At 34.1% G+C, this 19,846-nt stretch carries 16 protein-coding genes and 1 riboswitch; of the genes, 10 read left to right on the top strand and 6 right to left on the bottom strand.

All coding sequences use genetic code 11. From position 1 onward, the window contains the following. Positions 1 to 1,079: 1,079 nt before the first annotated feature. Both QE177_RS10840 and QE177_RS10835 read left to right on the top strand, forming a co-directional pair. Positions 1,080 to 1,922 (top strand): N-acetylmuramoyl-L-alanine amidase, encoded by an 843-nt coding sequence (locus tag QE177_RS10840; protein ID WP_280549543.1) that lies wholly within the window; start codon positions 1,080 to 1,082, stop codon positions 1,920 to 1,922. Positions 1,923 to 2,304: 382 nt separating this feature from the next. Then, the gene (locus QE177_RS10835) at positions 2,305 to 2,526 is read left to right on the top strand and encodes a hypothetical protein (RefSeq protein ID WP_280549542.1); all 222 of its coding nucleotides are present in this window, start codon (positions 2,305 to 2,307) and stop codon (positions 2,524 to 2,526) included. Between the two features lie 1,259 nt (positions 2,527 to 3,785). Here the strand turns inward: QE177_RS10835 and QE177_RS10830 are convergent. Next, positions 3,786 to 4,877 (bottom strand): porin, encoded by a 1,092-nt coding sequence (locus QE177_RS10830; RefSeq protein WP_280549540.1) that lies wholly within the window; start codon positions 4,875 to 4,877, stop codon positions 3,786 to 3,788. 655 nt (positions 4,878 to 5,532) lie between these two features. Between QE177_RS10830 and QE177_RS10825 the strand changes: the two genes are divergently transcribed. From QE177_RS10825 to mgtE, 5 genes are all read left to right on the top strand, one after another. Then, positions 5,533 to 5,754, top strand: a complete 222-nt coding sequence (locus tag QE177_RS10825; RefSeq protein ID WP_280549538.1) for a hypothetical protein — start codon at positions 5,533 to 5,535, stop codon at positions 5,752 to 5,754. Positions 5,755 to 6,306: 552 nt separating this feature from the next. Beyond that, positions 6,307 to 6,864 (top strand): cytochrome b, encoded by a 558-nt coding sequence (locus QE177_RS10820; protein ID WP_280549536.1) that lies wholly within the window; start codon positions 6,307 to 6,309, stop codon positions 6,862 to 6,864. 16 nt (positions 6,865 to 6,880) lie between these two features. Further along, positions 6,881 to 7,459, top strand: coding sequence for a YceI family protein (locus QE177_RS10815; RefSeq protein ID WP_280549535.1), 579 nt, complete (start codon positions 6,881 to 6,883; stop codon positions 7,457 to 7,459). A gap of 298 nt (positions 7,460 to 7,757) precedes the next feature. After that, complete coding sequence (locus tag QE177_RS10810; RefSeq protein ID WP_280549533.1) at positions 7,758 to 8,105, top strand: DUF6694 family lipoprotein; 348 nt, start codon at positions 7,758 to 7,760, stop codon at positions 8,103 to 8,105. Positions 8,106 to 8,276: 171 nt separating this feature from the next. Next, positions 8,277 to 8,449: riboswitch (M-box (ykoK) riboswitch) on the top strand. A gap of 72 nt (positions 8,450 to 8,521) precedes the next feature. After that, complete coding sequence (mgtE, locus tag QE177_RS10805) at positions 8,522 to 9,586, top strand: magnesium transporter (RefSeq protein WP_280549531.1); 1,065 nt, start codon at positions 8,522 to 8,524, stop codon at positions 9,584 to 9,586. A gap of 26 nt (positions 9,587 to 9,612) precedes the next feature. Here the strand turns inward: mgtE and QE177_RS10800 are convergent, their stop codons facing one another. Then, entirely contained in the window at positions 9,613 to 10,119 is a 507-nt protein-coding gene (locus QE177_RS10800; protein WP_026823698.1) for a SprT family zinc-dependent metalloprotease, read from the bottom strand. A 184-nt stretch (positions 10,120 to 10,303) separates the two neighbouring features. Then, entirely contained in the window at positions 10,304 to 11,464 is a 1,161-nt protein-coding gene (gene metK / locus QE177_RS10795; protein ID WP_280549529.1) for a methionine adenosyltransferase, read from the bottom strand. Between the two features lie 650 nt (positions 11,465 to 12,114). Here metK and speA point away from each other — a divergent pair. The 3 genes from speA (at position 12,115) to QE177_RS10780 (ending at position 16,371) form a co-directional block, all read left to right on the top strand. Then, positions 12,115 to 14,022 carry a biosynthetic arginine decarboxylase gene (gene speA / locus QE177_RS10790; RefSeq protein WP_280549528.1) on the top strand — a complete coding sequence of 636 codons (1,908 nt, stop codon included), beginning with the start codon at positions 12,115 to 12,117 and terminating at the stop codon, positions 14,020 to 14,022. A gap of 149 nt (positions 14,023 to 14,171) precedes the next feature. Beyond that, a complete protein-coding gene (gene speB / locus QE177_RS10785; protein ID WP_280549527.1) occupies positions 14,172 to 15,095 on the top strand; it encodes an agmatinase in 924 nt (307 codons plus the stop codon). A 217-nt stretch (positions 15,096 to 15,312) separates the two neighbouring features. Next, entirely contained in the window at positions 15,313 to 16,371 is a 1,059-nt protein-coding gene (locus tag QE177_RS10780) for an anthrax toxin-like adenylyl cyclase domain-containing protein (RefSeq protein ID WP_280549526.1), read from the top strand. 32 nt (positions 16,372 to 16,403) lie between these two features. Here the strand turns inward: QE177_RS10780 and mutH are convergent, their stop codons facing one another. From mutH to leuC, 3 genes are all read right to left on the bottom strand, one after another. Further along, positions 16,404 to 17,093: a DNA mismatch repair endonuclease MutH gene (gene mutH, locus QE177_RS10775; RefSeq protein ID WP_280549525.1), complete on the bottom strand. Its 690-nt coding sequence runs from the start codon at positions 17,091 to 17,093 to the stop codon at positions 16,404 to 16,406. Between the two features lie 721 nt (positions 17,094 to 17,814). Then, positions 17,815 to 18,417, bottom strand: a complete 603-nt coding sequence (leuD, locus tag QE177_RS10770) for a 3-isopropylmalate dehydratase small subunit (RefSeq protein ID WP_280549524.1) — start codon at positions 18,415 to 18,417, stop codon at positions 17,815 to 17,817. A gap of 10 nt (positions 18,418 to 18,427) precedes the next feature. Next, positions 18,428 to 19,843 (bottom strand): 3-isopropylmalate dehydratase large subunit, encoded by a 1,416-nt coding sequence (leuC, locus tag QE177_RS10765; RefSeq protein WP_280549523.1) that lies wholly within the window; start codon positions 19,841 to 19,843, stop codon positions 18,428 to 18,430. Between the last annotated feature and the right edge of the window lie 3 nt (positions 19,844 to 19,846).

Raw genomic sequence — 19,846 nt, 5'->3', positions numbered from 1 at the left:
CTATAAACAAAAATATATTCATTGTAAGATTATGGCTAAATATGTTTTTTTTGTTTTTTATTAGTATGGTTTTTAGTGAAAATAATTATCTATAATTAAAATAAAATTATAGATTGAGGAGTTGCTTTATTATTAACAGAAATAAAGATTATACATTTTTTTTATTAATTATATTTAGTAAAATATTTAATCATCGAATACTTTTCTTTGCAATATTACTGCCAATTTTCAATTTTATTTTGAGCATTAACAAAAAATTAAGTTAGTGCTCATTATTTTTGTCAACTGAAAGATATCAATCCTTTCGACCCACTAATTTTATACAGACAAAATTTTAACTATTGTTAATCAGGCTACGAAAGCCAGGATCGGCTTGGTGATTATAAAAAGTGACCCTAATTTAACAAAGTATAAAAATAAATATAAATGTTAGTTAAGTTAAATTAATAGTATGTTTGTTCCTTTTTCTAGACAGTGTTTTAATAAAATAGCGGTAGCGATTATTTATCAAAATAGTATGACTAGAAATGGTATGATTATGATAAAGTAGCATAAAAATTGCGCTAAATTCTCTTTTAATGGATATAGTTGTAAAAATTATTTTCTTTTAAGTGTAATCCCTTGCTATTTGATAATGTAATTGACTCTAAATTCTGAAAAATTGATAAAAGCAGTTGTTATACCATTATTAATAATTTTATAAAATTACTGTTTAAATATCGATTAACCACAAAGCTATTGCGTTAATGGAATTACAATTCATTAATAAAATTAACAAATGCAATTAATTGTGAATTTATTATTAATTATATATAATTGATATATTGTAACCCTTTATTGATTAGGATTATTGCTATTATTTATTGTGATAATAAATAGTAATAAATTATGTAAATAAACTGAGAGATTATTGATAGTTTATTCTGCTAAATTATAAAAATGGAGCTATAAATAACTTGGTAATGAAAAGTAAGCGTATAGTCAAAGTTTTGACCTTAATTATTTAGGTGTAAGAAGTAGAGTGTATGAGAAGTAATGCTTTTGTAAGGGTAGGTATCAAACACTTATATGGAGATGATATGCGAAAGTTGTTTATGATGTTATTGGTGCTGATGATAGTGGGTTGTTCGTCAAAAACCCCTATCGTTGATAGAGGTGATTATTATATCGATAAATCTTTTTCATCGATAAGCCAAGATGATCGAGTGAAATTTTTAATATTTCATTATACGGCAGTAAATGATGCTCGCTCATTACAGATTTTAACTCAAGCTAAAGTAAGTGCTCATTATCTTATTCCAGAAATACCGAAAATAAAAAGTGGAAAACCGGTTATATTTAATCTTGTTCCGGAGGATAAAAGAGCATGGCATGCGGGTTTAAGTAATTGGAATGGTAGGCTTAATCTTAATGACAGTTCTATCGGCATAGAAATAGTCAATAAAGGGTTTACTGAAGATATGCTCGGCTATAAGGTCTGGTATCCTTTTAATGAACAGCAAATTTCCGCTATCATTGTTTTAGCTAAAGATATTATAAAAAGATATAACATAACCCCAGATAATGTTTTAGCACATAGTGATATTGCTCCATTGAGAAAGTATGATCCAGGTAAAAATTTCCCATGGAAACGTTTAGCTGACCTTGGTATTGGAGCTTGGCCAGATGAAATGACGGTTAAGAAATATCTAGCAGGGCGATCACGCTATGCGCAGGCTAGTGTGTCGATTATCCAAAAATATTTACAGAAATATGGTTATGATAAAATTCCTCAAACAGGCGAGCTTGATGAGGAAACACGTAGAACAATTAGTGCATTTCAGCTTCATTTCCGCCCAGCTAATATAAGTGGTAATGCGGATGCTGAAACCGAAGCTATTGCCCGTGCATTAGTTGACAAATATAGAAATCAGAGTAGTTAGTGGCTAAGAATGATTAACGGTTTTATATAACATAATTGTATTTTATAAATTAAGCCCCTGACAATAGAATATTGATTGTCAGGAGTTTTTATGATCAATAGAGATATATTAGCTATTTTTATTGACCTAATATTATGTTGTTATTTAGTCGATACATTATTAAAAGAGTACTTTATAAACGTTGTGATTAATTTTGATTAGAAATATGTCAAATATAGTTGCAAAATTTTCTTATATTTACAGTTTTTTTCAAACTCTACATATTCTAAATATTAAATAACATTGATAATAAAATTTATGAATAAAATAAATATTCATAACAGTAATTTATTTTGCATTTATTATAATGAAACGTATTTAAACCAACTTGAAGGTAGTAATAATGAAATTTGTAAAATGTGCACTTTTATCGATAGCATTAATTTCATTTGGTAGTATGGCTGCTTCTACTCCAATGAATACAAGTAGTCAAACTAATGTTGGACAGGAACAAGTCAAAACTAAACAAATATCTCATACTGGCAAAGTAAAAGCGAAAAAAGCTTCTCATATTAAATCTGGAGCAAAAAAAGCACCAAATAAAGTCATGACTAAAGCAAATTAATTTTGTTCTAATAGCCATAAATTAAAATAACGGCCGCATATAGTAGCGGCCTTTATTTTTGTATCTATCTCTATATTAAAAAATTAAAAATCATTGATGATGATAGTAACTAATGCTGATATTGTTAACTATTGATTAATGATTTTTATTGAATGTTATTAATACATTTGATAAATATCTATGCCTTACCATATAAAAATAATGAATTTTATTTTCAATGAAATAATTATTATTTTATTAGATATTGTCAAATGGATATAAATATTTATCTTAAATTATAAGATAATAGATTTTTAATGTGGAAAATATAAACCCTATTTTGATATAAAATTGATGTAATTATTTATGTATGATATAGAATAAGGAAAATTATCATAGGCTGGCTTTGTTTAATAAATCTAAATTAATGTTCAGTCGATGAATTATTGAGTTAGAAGATATAGTTGGTTGTGAATTATTTGATAAACGTTCTAATAGTTCGAAATTAGAAATAAATGAAAATAGAAAAATTTTTTCCCAACTGAAACATTGTTATATTCTTATTTTCGGTTGAGAAATTTTGCATTTTTACTGAGGAAAGAAAAATAATCTTCAATTATAAAACTGGCTTTAAATTAATTAATTTCTGACGACACAATAGCGGATGTTATTAGCAAAATAAAAGTTATTTACCCTATGTTGGAATAAATATTATTGATACGAATTTATTTGAAATGCGTTCTAAACTGTTAGTTAAACATGCAGATTTTATATAGGATCACTGATAAGTAATATTGCCGCTGGGATTAGTTACAATATAGCTTGTGAATCTACAGCCTAGGATGGCTCATCGTAAATATTATACGGTTAATAACTTTTGATAAATAGACAATATTTATTATCTGTGATTAATTTTTCCCGCCTTTCCGCTTAACATGAAAATCAACATGTTAATTTAATTGCATGCAGTAAAATTATTTTAACTAAGAGCTTTTTATCATGCTTGATTTTTGCAGAGTAAGGACTGGATATTACCTATGTTTCTGAGTATGTCGCAAGGCCAATGTTATTATTTGGTCGACTAGAAGGTTTAGATGTTATCATACTAAAATTTGTTAATATTCATTCTTTGATGCGCTATTATAGCACAGGCTTTGTTTGTCAGAGTATTATAAATATTATCTTAACCGCCTTAACAGAGTAGTTTGGTTATTGAGTGTAATATATTTTTTATAAAAATATCCCAGATAATTTTTATCTGGGATTAATATTAAAATTTATTAAAAATAATAGACTAATCCTAAACCTAAAACATTGTCGGTACTAATGCCATAATTTTCAGTAAATTTGTTCTTATCCAATAAATTAATTTTATAATCTAGCAATGCAGCAAAATTCTTATTAAAATAGTAGAATGAACCTAGCGATATGAATTTGTTTAAGTAATTATCGCCATATTCGCCAAGATCTTTTCCTTTAGCTTGAATATAAGCAAATGATGGTTTCAAACCATAATCGAATGTATATTGAGCGACAATTTCAAAAGTTTCCGTTTTAGGTGCAATATTGGTATTGATCGAACCAAAAGGGGTCATATTACGTGTTTCAATGTAAGTTGATGCCAAATAGACGTTATTAGCATTATATTTGGCTCCAATACTCCAAGCTTCTGCGCGTTTTCCATTAGCATAATAATAAGCTATGTCATTATTGATATTATGTGAATTACTATAACTTCCGCCAAAATTTAGTCCAAAATCGGTATTATAAATGACTGATAGACCGTAGCCGTCACCGTTATTTTGCTTGGCTGCACTTACACCTGATTTATTATTAGTTGTATTTTTTCCTTGGTATTGTAATGCAATGTTTAATCCATCAATATAGCCAAAGAAATTGTTGTTGCGATAGGTAAGTAGGTTTCTATTTCTACCGTTCATGTAATTATCAGCCATTGAAATGCCATCATCCCAAAACATAGGCAAAACATCAATCCAGCCGTCAATGTGATATAGCACACCATAATTACGGCCATAATCAACGGAACCTAAATATTTATGATTAATTCCAACATAGGCTAATCGATTTTTATCTATATGGTTATCCTCAGTTTTATTAGTCATTGTTTCCCATTCAAATTGACCAAATCCAGTGAGGTTAGCAGAAATTTCTGTGCTGCCTTTAATTCCAACACGAACTCTTGAATCATCCCCACCACTTTTACCTTTACCAATATGATTTCGCACATCAATTTTTCCATACAGATCTAACTTATTTCCATCTTGATTATATATTTCAGCGCCATTGGCAATATTATTTATGGAAAATACTAACGTTAACAATACAATACGCCTTATTTTCATTCTATTCATCCTCTTCTCTTGTTTGTTTTGTTTTTGTTAATTTTAAGCGCTTTAATTTGTTGTAAATATTTTATGTTTTTGTTTCATATAAAGACAATAAAAATATATATATTTATGATCAGGCGCAAAATTTATAGCTAATTGGTATAATTTATTAAAAAAAAGCAACAAAAATAACATATTAATATCGTAATAAATTGAGTTTTTAAATCGAATTATATTTCCTATTATTTTTTATTTTCATAAATTAATTTTATATACTCTATTTTAATTATAATAAATTTTTATTTAGAATTTATTATGTATAAATTGACGAAAGGATAAATATGGCAGTTATTTTTTCAATGTTTTTTTATTTTGTTTTCTTTTCTTTACAATAAAATATATTTCTCTTTTTCATATTATTTGTTGGACAATATTCTGACATAAAGTATCAATAATGAAACTTTGTTTATAATTTAAAATTGACTTTATTTTTTATAACTCTAATATTTCCTATAGATAAAATTAATAAGATTGTTTATTTGTTAAGGCTTTTATAAATATATAGTTTAATCAGATAGATAGTTATTTTAAAGTTTACACATTTTTTTTATTAATATATTTTTTTGTATTGAGTTATGGTTCTAAATTAGTCTCAGATATTAATTTTAGGAGATAGTTTATGATAAAAATGAAAAATCTTATAGTAATGGTTTTTCTTTTTGTAGTTTCATTTGGTGTTTTCGCTCAAGAGGTTATTACTGCCTCAGCAATAAGTCTTAATGAGGCCATTGAAAATTTAGAGAATAAAGCGAAAGAGAAAGATTCTACTATTGTGAAAATAACTTCTGCAGGAGGACAAAATTACGTAAGAGCAAGTGCTATCATAGAGAAAAATAAATAATTAGTTGTGTGTGCCGATTATTTACCCTTCGTTTCTTAGTATCCTCTATTATAGGGGATACTATTTTTTATTTCGATAATTCATATTTATAACTATTATCAGAGTTAACTTAAATACTAAATATAACTAGGTTCTATTATTAATATTTAAAAATCATCCATTATATTATTTAACTTAAATATAACATTTTTAACTTAGTTAGGGTGCTTTTTATACTGTTAACCTGTCATCACGATTCAATTAATGTTATTAACCTATTCTTTATTAGCGGAATTTTATTCTGACATAATGCGACTAACCACAATTAAACAGATTTCTCATGCAAAGAAAATATTAAAATAAAAATATTATAAATATTTATTTTTCCAATGTTGTTTTTTTCATCATAATAATGAAACTATTTCATAGAGTAACTTAATGATTTTTTTTGATTATCTTTAACAAATTATTTCTTCTTGTTTGGCAATTAATCACCTAAAAATTCGTTTATTATTAATATTGCATCAAAATTGACTATTATTATTCTTACTCTTTAACGAAAGGAATATTGATATGCTTTGGAAGAATACTTCCACCCAGTTTGGTCATATATCAATTTTAATTCACTGGTTGGTTGCGCTTACTGTTTATGGAATGTTTGCGTTGGGGCTTTGGATGGTCTCTTTAAATTACTATGATACTTGGTATCATAAAGCGCCAGAAATTCATAAGAGTATCGGCTTTGTTTTGTTCTTGCTGATGATGTTTCGTGTTCTATGGCGCTTCATTTCACCACCACCAAAAGCACTAGATAGCTATAGCAACTTAGTAAAGATAAGTTCTACTCTCGTCCAAATTTCTCTTTATTTACTTTTATTTGGCATATTTATTAGTGGTTATTTAATTTCTACTGCTGATGGTCAGCCTATTTCAATATTCGGTTATTTTGAGATCCCGGCAATATGGTCAGATGAGGGAGTACAGGCTGATAGTGCAGGTGTTGTACATCTTTATTTGGCTTGGACACTTATTATTGTTTCAATTCTTCATGCGATTGCAGCATTGAAACATCATTTTTTTGATCGTGATATTACCTTAAAGCGCATACTTGGAATTCGTTCAAGAAACTAACTTATTGGAGATAGTTATGTTGAAAAATTTTTTTTTAGCTATAGTAACCACAATTTTGCTATCGAGCGTTAATTCAGCAATAGCCGCAAATTATAAAATTGATAATGAAGGTCAACATGCTTTTGTTCAGTTTCGCATCCAACATTTAGGGTACAGTTGGGTTTATGGTAGTTTTAAGAATTTTACCGGTAGTTTCACCTTTGATGAAAAAAATCCACAAAATGATCAAGTTAAGGTGGTGATCAATACTGCAAGCATTGATACTAATCATGCAGAACGCGATAAGCATTTACGTAGTACCGATTTTTTTAATGTAAAAAAATATCCTGAGGCAACTTTTATTTCCACTAAGGTCAGTCAAGTCAAGGGTGCTTATCATATAGATGGGCAATTGACGTTAAATGGTGTAACAAAACCGTTAGTACTTAATGCTATCTTAATCGGAAAAGGTGACGATCCATGGGGGGGTTATCGGGTAGGTTTTGAGGCAACTGGAAAAATTAAATTGAAAGATTTTAATTTTAAAAAAGATCTCGGACCTAAATCGCAAGAAGCTGAACTTATTATTTCTCTTGAAGGTGTTAAGTTACCTTAAAATAAAAGTAATATTGAAAGAGCCTGTATTGGCTCTTTCAATTATGTTGGAAAAATAACAGTATATTAAACAAACTATTTTTAATTCATGACTATTTAATGAATAGTAACTTGATTGTATTTAAATTTTATTTTTACTCTGTAACAACTAATAAGCAATAAGGTATTACTGTTAATTTTTACCAGCAATATGAAAATTTTTTTTACAATTATTCTCTTTAAATTTTCATTATACTCAAGTTTATTGGTTTTAATTTTGCTATGCTGATAATTAAAAACAGAGAGAAGGACGTTATATAATGAGATTTAATCTATTAATTTTCTTCATCAGTTTTTTGTTGTTGGGTTGTGAACAACAATTAAAACTAAATGGCGAAAATAAGCAATTATTACGTTCTTCTATTGCTGAAGTACGAGATTCTCTTTCTTTTGAAAAGCAGCAACAATTTGACGAAGCTATTGATATTACTATGTTTAATAGTATTAATTTTGATGAATATCGTCAACTTGGTGAAAGCGCTGCTTCAAGAGCATTGGAAAAACGGATTTGCCGCACCTTAGATGGTAAAACAGCAGAACAAGTTATTAATGAAGCAAAAAATATAAAAATAGATCGTCTGGCGTTTGATGAACATTTGCTTTTTTAATTAAATAACTTACGATTTTAAATATATTTTCGTTTATTAATTTAGCTGATCGATTTTATTATTTATCAACTTAAACAAAAACTAAACCATAAGTAACACTATAATTGGAAAAGCTATTTAGCTTCATTATAATCTGCCCGAGTTAATATTAATTTTAATATTAAGCACGGTGCAGTATCTCGTTAGGCGAGGCTCCTATACAAACATAGGTTGCTGATCTGACGACGTCGAGAGACGCCCAAGATCAGGACAGGATATATCGAGTCAAGGTGTATCCCCATGTAACTTCCTGCTGGTTTCAGGATACGTTGTATAGTGCTAAAACTGAGACGTTGAGATAGCTTAATATTCTCGCATCTGGTTTTGCCCCTATTTGAGAACTGTTTGCAGTTTATAACAGTGATAGGGTTTCGAAAATGAAGTTAACATCCCTACAAAAAACGGCGCCCAGCGTGGTGTGTCCGGCCAATAGTCATGCAGAAAATTTCAATGAGCAGCATCATAATAATTTTGATGAAGTAAAAGTTAGTGCTTATATGAGTCAATCCTATATCGCTGTTTCTATGAATGATTCTGTTGCTGCTATTAAAAATAATCTGGCTAATATAATTACCGGCGATCAGATCCCGACTTATCTTTATGTTACTGATAAAGATAAATATCTAAATGGCCTGTTATTGATGAAAACATTATTAACCTCATCGGATGAACTACTTGTCTCAGATATTATGAGACGTGATTTCTTTTCTGTTTCACCAGAACAATCACGTGAAGAGGTTTTTGCTCTGCTTAATCATTGTGATGTTGATTCTATTCCGGTTGTGGAGTTTTCTAAACTAAAAGGGGTATTGCGCGCTCAAGATATCGCTGAATTAATTGAGGATGAGAACACCCAAGATGCCCACCTGCAAGGGGCAACACTACCTTTAGAAGTGCCTTATATGTCAACCAGCCCAATAACATTATGGCGTAAACGCGTTGTTTGGTTATTGATGTTATTTGTGGCTGAAGCTTATACTGGTACAGTATTGAAAGCCTTTTCCGATCAGCTGGAATCGGCTATTTCATTAGCTTTTTTTATTCCTTTATTAATTGGCACTGGTGGTAATAGTGGTACTCAAATAACTTCTACTTTAGTTAGGGCAATGGCGCTAGGAGAAGTGAGTTTACGTAATTTAGGTGCAGTGCTTAAAAAAGAGATATCTACGTCCTTTTTAGTGGCATTAACGATAGGTTGTGTTGGCATATTTCGTGCTTGGATCCTGGATGTTGGCTATCAAGTTACCCTTGTTGTTGGTTTGACTATGATGGCAATTACTGTGTGGAGTGCGATCGTTTCTTCTATTATTCCAATGGTACTAAAACGATTGAATATTGATCCTGCTATTGTTTCTGCTCCATTTATTGCTACTTTTATAGATGGCACAGGATTAATTATTTACTTTGAAATTGCTAAGATGATTATGACTGATTTAGCTTGATCAACACGGGAGAGTGAATTGCTCTCCTATTGATTTTGCCAAACGAGATATTGACCACATTTTTTGCAAATATACTCCCCTTTCCCGTGTTGGATTTTGTTGTGCCGGCGTAGGGTCAATTGATGTGATAGGTCGCACTGGCAATGGTAATGAAAGATCTGCTTACGAATGGAGGTTAATGCAAACTGATGTGTTGTCTGCGGTAGAACTTCGAGGATCACTGCCATCATCCATTTCCATTCTTTACCATGCGGGGCTGTTTTACCAAAACAGTGATAAACCAATAAGTGGGCTAACTCATGGGGAATAACTTGATTGATAAAAATCTCACCATTTTCAATCAGTAAAATCGGGTTAAGCCGAATTTCCCATGCTTGTAGATGGGCACTACCGGCAATGGTTCCTCGCTGTCGGTAATTGATCAACGGTTCTGTAAAGGTTTTTTCCAATTTAGTACTCGCTGTAGCCAGTTTGTTGCGCAATACTCGCATGACAATCTGTTGTAAAGCAATCGGTACTCGCTGTGATTTCATATTATTAACATAGTTAAATGGACAAAGAGTAAGTTCAGAACAAAAGAAATTAACTTATTATGGTCTTTATTAAATAAGTATTAGAAAAATTCAATAACCAATTGTTATTTTTACCTGGATCTAAAACAGCAAAAGGGAGAGTTATCTAACTGTCCCTTTTGCTGTTTTAACAAGATAAAATCGACTACTCGTTAGTTAAACCTGCGGCTGCACGAAGTTCAGCAACTTTATCTGTTTTTTCCCATGGAAATTGAGAACGGCCAAAATGTCCATATGCTGCGGTTTGACGGTAAATAGGTTTTAATAAATTGAGCATTTTGACTAGACCATAGGGACGTAGATCAAAAATTTCATGCACTAAATGAACAAGCGTTTCATTGGCTATTTTTTCTGTACCGAAAGTTTCTATCATGATGGATGTTGGCTCAGCGATACCAATCGCATAGGAAATTTGAATTTCACAGCGATCAGCCAGTCCTGCGGCAACAATATTCTTTGCTACATAGCGCGCAGCATAGGCAGCAGAACGATCGACTTTAGAGGGATCTTTACCAGAAAAAGCACCACCACCATGGCGAGCCATGCCACCATAAGTATCGACGATAATTTTACGGCCGGTTAAGCCACAATCGCCCATTGGGCCGCCTATAACAAAACGACCTGTGGGATTAATAAAATATTTGGTATTTTTGTGTAGCCATTCTGTCGGTAATACTGGCTTAATAATTTCGTCCATTACGGCTTCTGATAAGGTGTCTTGTTTAATTTCCTCAGCATGCTGAGTAGATAAGACAATGGTATCAATGCCCACGATTTTATTATTTTCATATTGGAAAGTAATTTGGCTTTTAGCATCTGGACGTAACCAAGGTAAGGTACCATTTTTTCGCATTTCAGCTTGGCGTTCGACTAAGCGGTGGGCATAAGTTATTGGCGCCGGCATAAGAACATCGGTTTCGTTATTAGCATAACCAAACATGATCCCTTGATCGCCAGCGCCTTGTTCCAAAGGATTTGCGCGATCTACGCCTTGATTTATATCAGGAGATTGTTTGCCAATTGCACTGATAACAGCACATGAGTTGGCATCAAAGCCCATATCGGAGCTGGTATAGCCGATTTCACGTATTGTACGCCGCGTAATTTCTTCTATATCTACCCAGGCGCTAGTCGTAATTTCACCGCCAACCATTACCATACCTGTTTTTACATAGGTTTCACAGGCAACGCGTGCATTTGGATCTTGCTCAAGAATTGCATCGAGAACCGCGTCTGAAATTTGGTCAGCAATTTTATCAGGATGACCTTCTGAGACTGATTCAGAAGTGAAAAGATGTGTGGTCATAGATGTTTTATTACCTTAAAAATTCGGAGAAACTAAATTAGATGTATTACCATCCAGACGTCCATTTTAATGTTAATTTAGCGCTATGGCTAGCGGTTTTTTATATTTGTTTATCGTTAAAAAACGGATTGGCAGAATAGAAATAAATTTGTTGATGTTTTATTCAATTTGATTTTGCATTTTTCTTATAATAAAGGTATAAACAGCGCGATAACTGATGAACCTTTTTCTCATCAGGCGTTATGCGGTAGTATCGATATTGATGCTACTTCTCAATTTAAAATGGTTACATTCCGAGATTGAATGTTATAAAGCCATGTTTTGAGGTGAATGGGTAATGTTCCATTATCAGCAAATAGCAAATTACCAATTATCACAGCTTAATGTCTGTGTACCCGCTTCTATTTCCTTTCTCTATATTACGGCTGCTAGACAAAATTATAGGTCGTACTCGAGACAGACTAAAATCATTTATTGATAAGTTATTTTGTAACTTTCAATAACAGAATGATTGTTGAATTGTCATTAATCCATTTTAAATAGAGTTATTGCTGTTTCCTGCAGTTTTAAAATTTGCACAGAATATTATCTTGTTAGATATGATAAGTTAGGAAAGAAGTGAAACTCATACTCCATTTCAGGAGATAACTATGAAGAATAATATCGCGCGTAAAATGCAACAAACCTACAATATTGCATATTGGGGAGGTGGCTATTACCAAGTTAATGAACAAGGTAATATTAGTGTGTGTCCAAATCTTGACCAACCTGAAGCGAAAATTGATTTAGCCGCATTAGTTGAACAAGTACAGGAAGAACAGCAACATCTACGTTTGCCGGCACTTTTTTGTTTTCCGCAAATTTTACAACATCGATTGCGATCAATTAATGCTGCATTTGCACGGGCGCGTCGCGATTATGGTTATCAAGGTGATTATTTTCTTGTCTACCCAATTAAAGTAAATCAGCAGCGACGAGTGATTGAAACTTTAGTGAGATCAGGTGAACCTTTAGGTTTAGAAGCTGGCTCCAAAGCAGAATTAATGGCTGTATTAGCCCATGCTGGTATGACGAAATCAGTGATTGTTTGTAATGGTTATAAAGATCGGGAATATATTCGTTTAGCATTGATCGGCGAAAAACTTGGTCATAAAGTCTACTTAGTGATTGAAAAAATGACTGAAATTGACCTAGTTCTGGATGAAGCGAAAAGATTAGATGTTATTCCTCGTTTGGGAGTAAGAGCGCGTTTGGCATCACAAGGTTCTGGGAAATGGCAAGCGAGTGGTGGTGAAAAATCAAAATTTGGTTTGGCAGCCGCTCAGGTTTTGCAGTTGATTGATACATTAAGAAGTGTCGGGCGTTTGGAAAGTTTGCAATTATTACATTTCCATTTAGGTTCTCAGATGTCTAATATCCGTGATATTGCGACAGGCGCTAGAGAGTCAGCTCGTTTTTATGTTGAGTTACATAAATTAGGTGTCAAGATTGAGTGTTTTGATGTTGGCGGTGGTCTTGGCGTTGATTATGAAGGTACGCGTTCACAGTCGGATTGTTCTGTCAACTATGGTTTAAATGAATATGCCAATAATGTTATCTGGGCGATAGGTGAAGCTTGTGATGAACATGGGCTAGGGCATCCAACGGTGATCACGGAATCAGGTCGAGCGCTGACCGCTCATCATACCGTATTAGTTTCCAATGTCATTGGTGTTGAACGTAATGAGTTTACTAAGATCACGCCACCACCAAAAGATACCGAATTATCACTTATTTCTTTGTGGGAAACTTGGAATGAAATGCAACAGGGAAATAGCCGCTCATTGCGTGAATGGCTGCATGATAGTCAACTTTCATTATATGACGTGCATACCCAATATGCCCATGGCATGTTGAATTTGACAGAGCGAGCTTGGGCTGAAGAGCTCTATCTTAATATTTGTCGTCGTATTCAGCAGGATTTAGATCCCAGTAATCGTGCTCATCGTCCTATCATCGATGAGTTACAAGAGCGAATGGCAGATAAACTATATGTTAACTTTTCGCTATTTCAATCCATGCCAGATGCATGGGGTATTGACCAACTTTTTCCCGTATTGCCGATTCAAGGATTAAATGCGCCATTAGAGCGTCGAGCGGTGTTATTAGATATTACCTGTGATTCAGATGGTATTATTGATCATTATATCGATGGTGATGGAATCGCTGCTACCATGCCGATGCCTAATTATGATCCGGAAGAGCCGCCGATGATAGGGTTTTTTATGGTGGGTGCTTATCAAGAAATATTAGGTAATATGCATAATTTGTTTGGCGATACAGCGGCGATTGACGTCTATATTGATAATTCAGGTGAAGTCAGATATTTACAAAGTGAAGAGGGGGATTCAGTGGCGGATATGCTCCATTACGTCAAGTTAGATCCTAAAATGCTATTAACGCTTTTTCGTGAGCAAGTTAATAGTAAGGATTTGACGAAAAGTTTAAAGGAGCAGTTTCTGGCTGAATTTGAAACAGGATTATATGGTTATACCTATTTAGAAGGTGAGACAATATAAGTTAGCCAAGGTTATTGAGCAATAATGGAATAATCTTATCTGGTGCGCTGTAAAAACTCGTTCTTTAGCGCTAGCTGGATGGCAAGCAGAAGAGCAGCAGTCTTATATAGTAAAGGTTACTCACTAATAAACAGTTTGAGATAAATTATATGATTAATAATACATTAAATAACCAGGAAGATAACTCTTTAGTTTCTAATGCCTTTGGTTTCATGCGTTTTCCGCTTCATTTTTCACCTTATGATAGTGATGCAGAATGGGTGATCACCGGTGTCCCTTTTGATATGGCGACATCAGGTCGTGCCGGCAGCCGGCATGGTCCGGCCGCTATTCGACAGGTATCAGCAAACTTGGCGTGGGAAGGTAAACGCTGGCCATGGCCGTTTAATCTCAAAGAGCAGTTAAAAATAGTTGATTGTGGTGATCTGGTTTTTGCTTTTGGTGATGCACAGGATATGAGTGATAAGTTGCAAGCCCATATCGAAAAGTTATTGGCATCCGGCAAAAGGTGTTTAACCTTTGGCGGCGATCACTTTGTTACTTTACCTTTATTACGTGCCCATGCTAAGCATTTTGGTAAAATGGCGTTGGTTCATTTTGACGCGCATACCGATACTTATAGCAATGGTAGTAAATTTGATCATGGTACCATGTTTTATCATGCGCCTACTGAAGGGCTCATTGATGCCACTCATTCAATTCAGATTGGTATTCGGACTGAATATGATAAAGACAATGGTTTCACGGTGTTGGATGCGGCTTATGTGAATGACGCACGGCTGGAAGATATTATCGCTCAGATAAAGTCAACAGTGGGTAAATTACCTGTTTATTTAACCTTTGATATCGATTGTTTGGATCCTGCTTTTGCACCGGGAACAGGAACACCCGTTGTCGGTGGATTAACTAGTGATCGTGCCTTAAAGTTATTGCGGGGTTTGCAGCCTTTAAATATTGTTGGTATGGATATTGTCGAAGTGGCCCCAGCTTATGATCAATCACAAATCACGGCCTTAGCGGCGGCCACCATCGCACTGGATATGCTTTATATCCAGGCGACTAAACAACGTTAACTAAGCTATTTAATTTTGCAAACCGAAATGTGCCATTTTTGGCACATTTTTATTTGTACTTAAGTCAACTAGTTATCTATCAAATTGAAACAGTATTAGTTAAGACATGCAATCAATCTAAATTTATTTTTTACTTATTAAAGGTAGCTATTTGGTTATATTTTTTGTAATAAATTAGGTAATCTATTACTCTTTTTGTGACGAAAATGAAGTATAAATGCTTAGTATATCTAATAATTCAATCTTAAATGCTGCTTATTACAGACAAATGGCAGAAAAAACTACTGATTCCACTCATTGTCAACAGGGTCAACCAATAAGTGGTATTCCAGCCACACATTTAAAAACCCTTTCTAATTATGCCATTCAAGAAAATCTCATTTATGGTATTCGACCGATTAGCCCTTTAGCTACCTCTTTAATAGAAGCTGGTTATCCCACTAAACCGCTTAGCATTAAAGGGAAGAGCGCCGATTGGGGTCCACAAGCCGGATTTATTTGTGTTGATCAAAATTTTAGTAAGCTGGTCGGACAGCCAGAGCGGGTGGAAAAGTATAATGCCTTGATCAGCAAGAATATAGAAAATGGTGAAGCGGTTGGCGTCCCTTTGGTAATAACAAATGACAGAGTTATCGAATTAATCGAGAAGGATTGTCTTATATCATTTCCATCAGTAGGGAAGAACAGGGTTTTATACGCTAAATCTTCCGCTCTTGATGGACAGATTTTTCAATTTGATGCCATTCACCAACCCAATGGTGACTATCGGATAGAAATAGACGGGAAACCTATTTATGTCTTGAGTCAACCGGAAATACACGAACCTTTTGTCCCTGACTATGATTTATTATTAGTCGCTCCTCATATCGGCGATTATGGCACGCTTGATACCGTGGTACCGAGTGAACGTAATGATGTTAAATTAGGAACCGCAAACCAGCGTTTGCTGAAATTAGCCGATGATATTCATCGGGCATTGGATCGCGATGAACAACATAAACTTATTCATCATGGATCAGATGTGAATAATGAGTCATCGGAATTGACAGACAATTTTCCGGTGACGCTATTTTTGCCCAAATTGATTGGCAAATATAGGGAAATAACGGTACTGGATTCAGCAGAGGCATTGGCTGAATTTATTCAAGCCGCTAAAAATGAAGGTTATCAAATACCGATTAATGAACGTTGGCAAGGAATGCAAAATATTCGCCGTGCTTCTTATGAAGAAACTCGTTATAAGATTGCGCAGTATTATCGAAAATTTTCATTATAAGACAACAGTTGGCAGCTAGTAGTCTTAACTTATTATTTATGAGTGGGTAAATTAAAATGACGTGCCAGTATTGGAGCGGTAAAATCTTTCTTGAGATAAAATCCACGCGGCAAGGTCATTATTAGTTGCCCGTGTTTACCTATCCCTTTTGTTAATGCTTTATTGTTAGCGGCTTTTGGACGAATTTGTAAAACTTGGCCATGGCGGGCGGTAATGTTTTCCACCTGGCCTAACACGATCATATCCATCAATTCTTCCCAATCTTTTTTAAGCAATTGCTCTTCTATTGGATTTGGACTCCATAATAGTGGTGAAGCGACTCTTCGCTTTGCTAATGGGATTTGACGCTCACCTTCAATTGGTATCCATAAGACCCGTGATAGCTTATGACGTACATGGCTCGAAATCCAGGTTACTCCACTATTACCGGTTAAAGGTGCCACACAAACAAAGGTTGTTTCCAATGGTTCACCATAGCGGTTAATAGGAATGGTCTTAAGCTCAATACCAAGATGAGCAAAATCTTGTTCTGCTTTGCTACCTGCATTAGCACCTAAACAATATTCTAATAACTGACCTACCCAACCCTTTGCACGCCTAAGATCGTGTGGGATAGCGATACCTGCATTATAAGCCAGTTCAGCCATTGTATAGCCCGCTAGACTTTTGGCTTTATTGAGTAAACTTTGTTCATCATCAGGGAGCTGGGGAGAAAATTGCATAAATCATGCCTGTATAAAAAATGGACAATTAAATTTGTACACACAGTAAAAATTTTAACATAGATCGCATAAATAAGAACAATTCATTGATAATCAAATCATTTTATCGAAGGTCGGCAAATTTTTTTTCTGTTATCAGTTTAATCGAATAGGTAATAAACAGGATCTTAGCTATAGTTATCCACAATTTTACTGGATAACTCTAAAAAAAGGCCTTTACTGGTTTAATACACAGTCTTGACAGACTGGTTTTTGTTAAAAAGCTCGGTTAGCTTGTTTAACAAAACAACGTATCCTGTGGATAAAATAGATATTGCTGAATCTTTGTTCATTCTGTTTTGGTTGTTAGCTATTTGAACTAATTTACTCTCTAGTTAAACGATTAAATTCATTTATCTCTATGAAAAAAAACTATTAATTTTATATTTGGAAATCTATCGATTGAATAATTCATGAAATTATACCCTGTTTACTCTTGCTTTCTTCACATGGATATCCACAGAAAAGGTGAATAAATTAATAAATATAGCTTTCTATGTGGATAATTTTCATTATTTAATAGATGAATTAAATTGTTTTTTAGTAAATAAGACGGAATGTAAGATTTAATCATGCAATTAAATTGAATGTTATGACATTTTCTAAGCTTATAATTAATTAAAATAGAAAAAAATAGCCAGACCCTACCAACATAGAGACGCAGGGCCTGTCATTTGAACTGTTATCGCAAAAATAGTGGTTGCAGCTCTTCATAGCGGCTAATTTCTGCTTCATATTGTAAAGTCAGTCCAATACTATCTAAACCATTCATCAAACAATAACGATGAAAATTATCAATGGTAAAAAAATAAGTTTTATCCTTAGCAATGACAGTTTGGGTCGTCAAATCAATAGTCAATTGACAACCCTCATGGTGTTCTACAAAGTTAAATAGTTGATTAATTTCTGTTTCCTTTAATTTAATGGGTAGTAATTGGTTGTTAAAGGCATTGTTATAGAAAATGTCGGCAAAACTTGGCGCAATGATGGTGCAAAAACCATAATCTGTTAATGCCCACGGCGCATGTTCGCGCGATGATCCACAACCGAAATTTTCACGAGCTAATAAAATAGTAGCGCCTTGATAACGTGGTTTATTAAGGACAAAATCTGGATCAGGCTGTTGACCGTTATCATCCAGGAAACGCCAATCGTGGAAAAGGTGTTGACCAAAACCGACTCGAGTGACTTTTTGTAAAAATTGTTTTGGAATGATCACATCAGTATCAATATTGGCCATATCTAAAGCAGCCACTAAGCCAGTATGTTGGATAAATTTTTTCATTTACCAATTCCTATTTTGTTTGATCATTGTTGATCTTACGCACATCGACAAAATGGCCGTAGATGGCTGCAGCGGCCGCCATAGCGGGACTGACTAAGTGAGTTCGACCACCACGGCCCTGACGCCCTTCAAAATTACGGTTACTGGTGGAGGCACAACGTTCACCAGGAGCGAGGCGATCACTATTCATTGCCAAACACATTGAACAACCTGGTAAACGCCATTCAAAACCGGCATCGATAAATATTTTGTCTAAACCTTCGTGCTCTGCTTGTGCTTTTACTGGCTCTGAACCGGGAACAACAATAGCTTGTACATTAATGGCCACTTTATTGCCTTTGGCAATAGCGGCAGCACAACGCAAATCTTCAATACGGGAATTAGTGCAAGAACCGATAAACACTTTGTCGATTTTTATGTCAGTCAATTTGCTACCAGCTTGTAATCCCATATAATTTAATGCTTTCTCAGCGGATGCGCACTCAATTGGATCAGGTAATGAACTAGGTGAAGGTATAGCATGATCAATGGCAATCACTTGCCCTGGATTGGTACCCCAAGTAACCTGAGGCGCAATTTGCGCTGCATCAATCGTTTCAATGGCATCATAGTTGGCATCCGGATCAGACTTTAGCGTTTTCCAATAGTTAACGGCTTGTTGCCAATGTTCTCCGGTTGGTGCAAATCGACGGCCTTTAATATAATTAAATGTGGTTTCATCAGGCGCAATAATTCCCGCTTTAGCCCCCATTTCAATCGCCATGTTACAGATAGTCATTCGGCCTTCCATGGTTAAGTTTTCAATTGCCTTACCGCAAAATTCAATAACATAACCTGTACCACCGGCACTACCTATTTTGCCAATCATCGCCAGTACCATATCTTTTGCTGTGATGCCATTAGCTAATTCACCGATAACTTCAATTTTCATCGTTTTAGCGCGCGCTTGTTTCAAGGTTTGGCTGGCCAAAACATGCTCAACTTCGGATGTGCCAATACCAAAAGCTAATGCGCCAAATGCACCATGGGTTGCAGTATGGGAATCACCACAAACTATAGTCATGCCGGGTAAAGTTATGCCTTGTTCTGGCCCCATAACGTGGACAATACCTTGGTAAGGATGTTTTAAATCGTAAAGTGTGATTGCAAATTGTTGACAATTTTTTATCAAGGTTTGCATTTGAATGCGAGCCATCTCACCACTAGCATTAATGTCTTTAGTTTGAGTAGAGACATTGTGATCCATAGTGGCAAAGGTTTTATTGGGTTGTCTGACCGAACGGTTATGAGCTCGCAAACCATCAAATGCTTGGGGTGAAGTAACTTCATGCAATAGGTGGCGATCGACATAAATTAATGGTGTTTCATTTTCCGTTTCATGGACAATGTGAGCATCGTACAATTTTTGATATAAAGTTCTCGCCATAAT

Source organism: Arsenophonus sp. aPb (assembly GCF_029873475.1).
Lineage (GTDB): Bacteria > Pseudomonadota > Gammaproteobacteria > Enterobacterales > Enterobacteriaceae > Arsenophonus.
The sequence above is the reverse complement of the archived record's forward strand: the minus strand, read 5'-3'. Positions and strand labels throughout refer to the sequence as shown.

Coding starts and splice junctions, on each gene's coding strand:
- QE177_RS10830 (WP_280549540.1), bottom strand. CDS start 4,877: ATGAATAGAATGAAAATAAGGCGTATTGTATTGTTAACGTTAGTATTT.
- QE177_RS10800 (WP_026823698.1), bottom strand. CDS start 10,119: ATGAAATCACAGCGAGTACCGATTGCTTTACAACAGATTGTCATGCGA.
- speA (WP_280549528.1), top strand. CDS start 12,115: ATGAAGAATAATATCGCGCGTAAAATGCAACAAACCTACAATATTGCA.
- QE177_RS10815 (WP_280549535.1), top strand. CDS start 6,881: ATGTTGAAAAATTTTTTTTTAGCTATAGTAACCACAATTTTGCTATCG.
- QE177_RS10820 (WP_280549536.1), top strand. CDS start 6,307: ATGCTTTGGAAGAATACTTCCACCCAGTTTGGTCATATATCAATTTTA.
- leuC (WP_280549523.1), bottom strand. CDS start 19,843: ATGGCGAGAACTTTATATCAAAAATTGTACGATGCTCACATTGTCCAT.
- QE177_RS10825 (WP_280549538.1), top strand. CDS start 5,533: ATGATAAAAATGAAAAATCTTATAGTAATGGTTTTTCTTTTTGTAGTT.
- QE177_RS10840 (WP_280549543.1), top strand. CDS start 1,080: ATGCGAAAGTTGTTTATGATGTTATTGGTGCTGATGATAGTGGGTTGT.
- mutH (WP_280549525.1), bottom strand. CDS start 17,093: ATGCAATTTTCTCCCCAGCTCCCTGATGATGAACAAAGTTTACTCAAT.
- mgtE (WP_280549531.1), top strand. CDS start 8,522: ATGAAGTTAACATCCCTACAAAAAACGGCGCCCAGCGTGGTGTGTCCG.
- speB (WP_280549527.1), top strand. CDS start 14,172: ATGATTAATAATACATTAAATAACCAGGAAGATAACTCTTTAGTTTCT.
- leuD (WP_280549524.1), bottom strand. CDS start 18,417: ATGAAAAAATTTATCCAACATACTGGCTTAGTGGCTGCTTTAGATATG.
- metK (WP_280549529.1), bottom strand. CDS start 11,464: ATGACCACACATCTTTTCACTTCTGAATCAGTCTCAGAAGGTCATCCT.
- QE177_RS10835 (WP_280549542.1), top strand. CDS start 2,305: ATGAAATTTGTAAAATGTGCACTTTTATCGATAGCATTAATTTCATTT.
- QE177_RS10780 (WP_280549526.1), top strand. CDS start 15,313: ATGCTTAGTATATCTAATAATTCAATCTTAAATGCTGCTTATTACAGA.
- QE177_RS10810 (WP_280549533.1), top strand. CDS start 7,758: ATGAGATTTAATCTATTAATTTTCTTCATCAGTTTTTTGTTGTTGGGT.